The organism is Hydrogenophaga sp., from assembly GCF_035481345.1.
Lineage (GTDB): Bacteria > Pseudomonadota > Gammaproteobacteria > Burkholderiales > Burkholderiaceae_C > Hydrogenophaga.
Map to the genome: position 1 here is coordinate 1 of NZ_DATIGV010000140.1, position 4,576 is coordinate 4,576.

Consider the following 4,576-nt stretch of genomic DNA (forward strand, 5'->3'; position numbering starts at 1 on the left):
GACGTGCTGGTCTGCATTGACGCCTGTGCGGATGCTCGGTTCGCCAGGGGCTCCCACGGCCAGGGTGGTGCCGTCGCTGGACAGCGCGAGACTGGCGCCAAAAGCGTCGTTTGTCTCGCCATTCGAGGCTTTCACGTAGGCTTCCTGGCTCCAGCTCACTCCACTGCGCCTGAACACATAGACCGCACCGGCTTGTGGGGCGGCGTTGTTGGCGGGGTCGGGGTTGGCGACACTGTTCGAATAGCCGTCTTCGCCCGCGGCGCCCACCGCGAGCAGGTTGCCGTCGGCCGACAGGGCCACCTGGTCGCCGAACAGGTCGCCCGCATCGGTGTTGGAGGCTTTGATGTAGGCCTGCTGCACCCAGGCGCCGCCACTGCGCGCGAACACGTGGACCGCGCCGCTGTCGGGGGCGCCGTTGTTGAGCGGATCGGGAACGCTGCCTGAGCCGGTGGCGTTGCTGTCGTCTCCGCTGGCGCCCACGGCCAGCGTGTTGCCGTCGCTGGAAATGGCCACACGGGCACCGAAAGCACCGTCTTGCTCCTGGGCGGAGGCCTTCACATAACCGGCCGCTGCCGCGAGGCTGCCCGAGACGCTGACAGCCGCCGAGTCGGCGCAGCGGGCGGCATTGCAGGCCTGCAGCACGTAGCGCGCGTTGACGCGCGCCGGCAGGAAGACCTCGTGGTCGTAGGTGCTCGTGTCGGCGGGCAGATCGCCAAGATGCACAGGCTGGTAGCCCGAGCCGCCATCCGCGTCTTCCAGCAGCACGTAGCGGGTGGCTCCGCTCACCGGCGTCCAACTGAAGTGGAAGGTCTTGGTGCTCTGCGGCGTCAGGTTCAGCGTGGGCGCCGATGGCGTGCCGCTGCCACCGCCAATTCCACCGCCGCCAAATCCGTCACCGCCGCCGCAGGCGACCAATACGCAGGCGGTTATTCCCAGCGCGGCGTAGGCCAGGCGCTGCTTGAGCTTCAAGATGTCCATGTCAATGGTTCCGTTGAGGAAAGGAGGGGTGAGCCATTGAAGGCGAAGGCGCGCTCACGAACCATTCGCCGGACTGCCTAGGGGCCACGTGCACCGTCCCTAGCCATTTGGTCGTAGGGCATCCCGTTGATGGTCGGCGGGGTATCCGGGGTCCAAGGTGCGCCTCACCTGCAACACCCCGGTATCCACCATGAAAGCGCTCGTGAAGATTGGTGCCGATCCCATGCCCACAGCCCCATGGGCGCGGTTCCTGGCCTTGTTTCCGGTAGCACGCGCCCACAGCGCGGTGGACTGGGTGTGGGTGCGGGCCAGCGAGGCGGACGTCCTGTTGAGCCATGGCCGGCCATCGCGCAGCGGGCGCGCGAGGCGCGCGCATCGGTCCGGCGCCCCGACCTGGGCGCCATGGAGGAATGGCTGTCGGAGTTGTGGGAGCAGGGCGCCTTGGGTCAAGACGCTGCTGTGCCGCTCCCTGCCGCGCCTGCCGTGTCCGTCGGCCGCATGAACCCTTCACCCGTTTCCCGCCGATCACCCATCGAAGGCGTTCTTGCCGAGTTGCGCCACCACGTGGTTGATGAAACAGCTGATGCGCGAGGCCAGGGCCGTGTTGCGGTAGTACACGGCGTTGATCGGCTGGCGCACGTCCAGTGTCTGGCGCGCGAACAACTGCACCAGCCGGCCGGCCTGCCGGTCCTCGCGCGTCATGAAGTCGGACAGACAGACGATGCCGGCGTCGGCGAGCGCCAGTTGCCGCAGCGTCTCGCCGCTCGATGAGGCGACGCTGGGGCGGATGTGCAGGGTGTTGCCATCGGCGTCGCGCAGCGGCCAATCGTTCAGCGACTCGGGCTGGGTGAAGCCCAATAGTGAGTGGCGCACAAGATGCGCCACCTTGGTGGGCGTGCCGTGCCGCTGCAGGTAACCCGGGCTGGCCAGCACGCGCAGGCGGCTGGTGCCGATGGGCCGCGCGCGCAGCGTCGAGTCCTTCAAGGTACCGATGCGAAAGGCCAGGTCGGTGCGCTTCTCGATCAGGTCAATGAAGCCTTCGTTGCTGTGCAGCTCCAGCGACACCTGCGGGTGGCGTTCCCGGAAGCCGCCCGCCAGTGGGGCGATGACGTGCAGCATGAAGGGCGTGGACGCGTCCACGCGCAGCCGGCCCGAGGGCTGCTCCAGCCGGGCGGCCATCTGCTCCTCGGCCTCGTCCACCGACGCGAGGATGGTGCGTGCGTGCTGCAGGAAGGCCTCGCCTTCTTCGGTGAGTTCCAGGCGCCGCGTGGTCCGCCGCAGCAGGGTGGCGTGCAGTTTCTTCTCCAGCCGGCCCAGTGCGCGGCTCACGCCAGAGACGGTCTGGCCCAACTGATCGGCAGCGGCCGTGATGGAGCCGGTGTCCACCACGCGGGTGAAGGCCTGCATTTCGTCGAGGGTGGTTTTCATTGTTGACTTCGAATCAATATTCTTTGGCTTATAGACGTCTTTTTCTGCAAATGCAAAGGGGAGAGACTGCGCGCCATTCCCCCTTCCTTCCCGGAGTCACCATGCCGCTTGCCTTGCTGGCGCTCACGATCAGCGCCTTTGCCATCGGAACCACCGAATTCGTCATCGTCGGACTGATCCCGACCATCGCCGCCGACCTCGGCGTGAGCCTGCCCTCGGCCGGCTTGCTGGTCAGCCTCTACGCCCTGGGCGTGGCGGTGGGCGCGCCGGTGCTCACCGCGCTCACCGGCCGCCTGCCGCGCAAGGCCCTGCTGGTGGGGCTGATGGCCTTGTTCACCCTGGGCAACCTGATCGCCTGGCAGGCGCCGGGCTACGGCACCCTGGTGCTGGCGCGGGTGCTCACGGGCCTCACGCACGGGGTGTTCTTCTCGGTGGGCTCCATCATCGCCACCAACCTGGTGGCGCGCGAGAAGGCGGCCAGCGCCATCGCCACCATGTTCAGCGGCCTCACGGTGGCCTTCGTCACCGGCGTGCCGCTGGGCACCTTCATCGGCCAGCGCTTCGGCTGGAACGCCACCTTCCTGGTGGTGTCGATCTTTGGGCTGGTGGCCTTGCTGGGCGCGCTGGCCTTCGTGCCGCGGGGCATCGAGCAGGCGCCGCCGGCGCCGCTGCGGCGCCAGGCCGGCGTGCTGCTGCAGCCGCGCCTGCTGCTGGTCTTTGCCATGACGGCCGTGGGCTACGGCGGTTCGATGATCGCCTTCACCTTTCTCGCGCCCATCCTGCAGGACATCGCCGGTTTCAGCCCGACCCTGGTGGGCGTCCTGCTGCTGCTGTACGGTGTGTCGGTGGCCGTCGGCAACGTGTGGGGCGGCCGCCTGGCCGACCGCCAGGGGCCGGTGAAGGCGCTCAAGACCATCTTCCTGCTGCTGGCCGCCGTGCTGCTGGTGCTCAACTTCACCGCGCCGCACCCCTGGCTGGTGGCGCTGACGGTGCTGGCCTGGGGCGGTGTGGCCTTCGGCAACGTGCCGGGGCTTCAGGTGTACGTTGTGCAACAGGCCCGGCGTTTCGCGCCCGAGGCGGTGGATGTGGCCTCGGGCTTCAATATCGCGGCCTTCAACCTGGGCATCGCCGGCGGTGCCTGGGCCGGCGGCCAGGTGATCGCGCACCTGGGGCTGGCGCACACGCCCTGGATCGCGGCCGTAGTGACCTTCGCGGGCTACGGGCTGACGGTGCTGAGCGGCCGGCTGGACCGCCGTTTGCCCCACGCGCAGGCCGCTTGCGCCTGAACCGGTTTTCTCACAAGGACATCACCATGAACGTTCCCGCCTTCGGCCTCGGCACCTTCCGCCTCAAGGGCCAAACCGTCATCGATTCCGTGCGCCAGGCGCTGGAACTGGGCTACCGCGCCATCGACACCGCGCAGATCTACGGCAACGAGGCCGAGGTCGGCCAGGCCATTGCCGACAGCGGCGTGCCGCGCGAGCAGGTCTTCATCACCACCAAGGTCTGGGTGGACCACGCCGCGAAGGACAAGCTCGCACCCAGCCTGCGCGAGAGCTTGCGCAAACTGCGCACCGACCAGGTCGACCTGACGCTGATCCACTGGCCGGCACCGGGCAGTGGCGTGCCGCTGGAGGAGACGCTGCAGGCCCTGGCCGACGCGAAGGAGCAGGGGCTCACGCGCCTGATCGGCATCTCCAATTTCAACATCGCGCTGACGCAGCAGGCCATCGAACTGCTGGGCGCGGACGCGATCGCCACCAACCAGGTCGAGCTGAGCCCCTACCTGCAGAACCGGGCGCTGGCCACCTTCCTGCATGCGCAGGGCATCACGCCCACCTCGTACATGACCCTGGCCTACGGCAAGGTGCTCAAGGACCCGGTGATCGTGGCCATCGCCGCGAAGCACGGTGCCACGCCCGCGCAGGTGGCGCTGGCCTGGGCGCTGCGCCTGGGCTACGCGGTGATTCCCTCGTCCACGAAACGCGAGAACCTGGCGAGCAACCTGCTGGCGCAGCAACTGCGGCTGGACGACGACGACATGGCGCGCATCGTGGCGCTGGAGCGCAACAGCCGCGAGGTGGATCCCGAGGGACTGGCGCCGGCCTGGGACTGAAGGGCCGGCGGGCGGGCACGCCGTGTGCCGGAAGCGGGCTCCGCGAGCCCCATC

General features: G+C 68.5%; 3 protein-coding genes and 1 pseudogene. 2 read left to right on the plus strand and 2 right to left on the minus strand.

All coding sequences use genetic code 11. The features are described from left to right. Positions 1-978, minus strand: a pseudogene (locus VLG41_RS15085) (integrin); the annotation flags it as partial. Between the two features lie 525 nt (positions 979-1,503). After that, the gene (locus VLG41_RS15090) at positions 1,504-2,406 is read right to left on the minus strand and encodes a LysR family transcriptional regulator (protein ID WP_325350217.1); all 903 of its coding nucleotides are present in this window, start codon (positions 2,404-2,406) and stop codon (positions 1,504-1,506) included. 101 nt (positions 2,407-2,507) lie between these two features. Here VLG41_RS15090 and VLG41_RS15095 point away from each other — a divergent pair, with 101 nt between their 5' ends. Together VLG41_RS15095 and dkgB are read left to right on the plus strand one after the other, a co-directional pair. Then, positions 2,508-3,692 carry an MFS transporter gene (locus VLG41_RS15095; protein ID WP_325350218.1) on the plus strand — a complete coding sequence of 395 codons (1,185 nt, stop codon included), beginning with the start codon at positions 2,508-2,510 and terminating at the stop codon, positions 3,690-3,692. A 26-nt stretch (positions 3,693-3,718) separates the two neighbouring features. Beyond that, positions 3,719-4,522, plus strand: coding sequence for a 2,5-didehydrogluconate reductase DkgB (dkgB, locus tag VLG41_RS15100; RefSeq protein WP_325350219.1), 804 nt, complete (start codon positions 3,719-3,721; stop codon positions 4,520-4,522). The last annotated feature ends 54 nt before the right edge of the window (positions 4,523-4,576 follow it).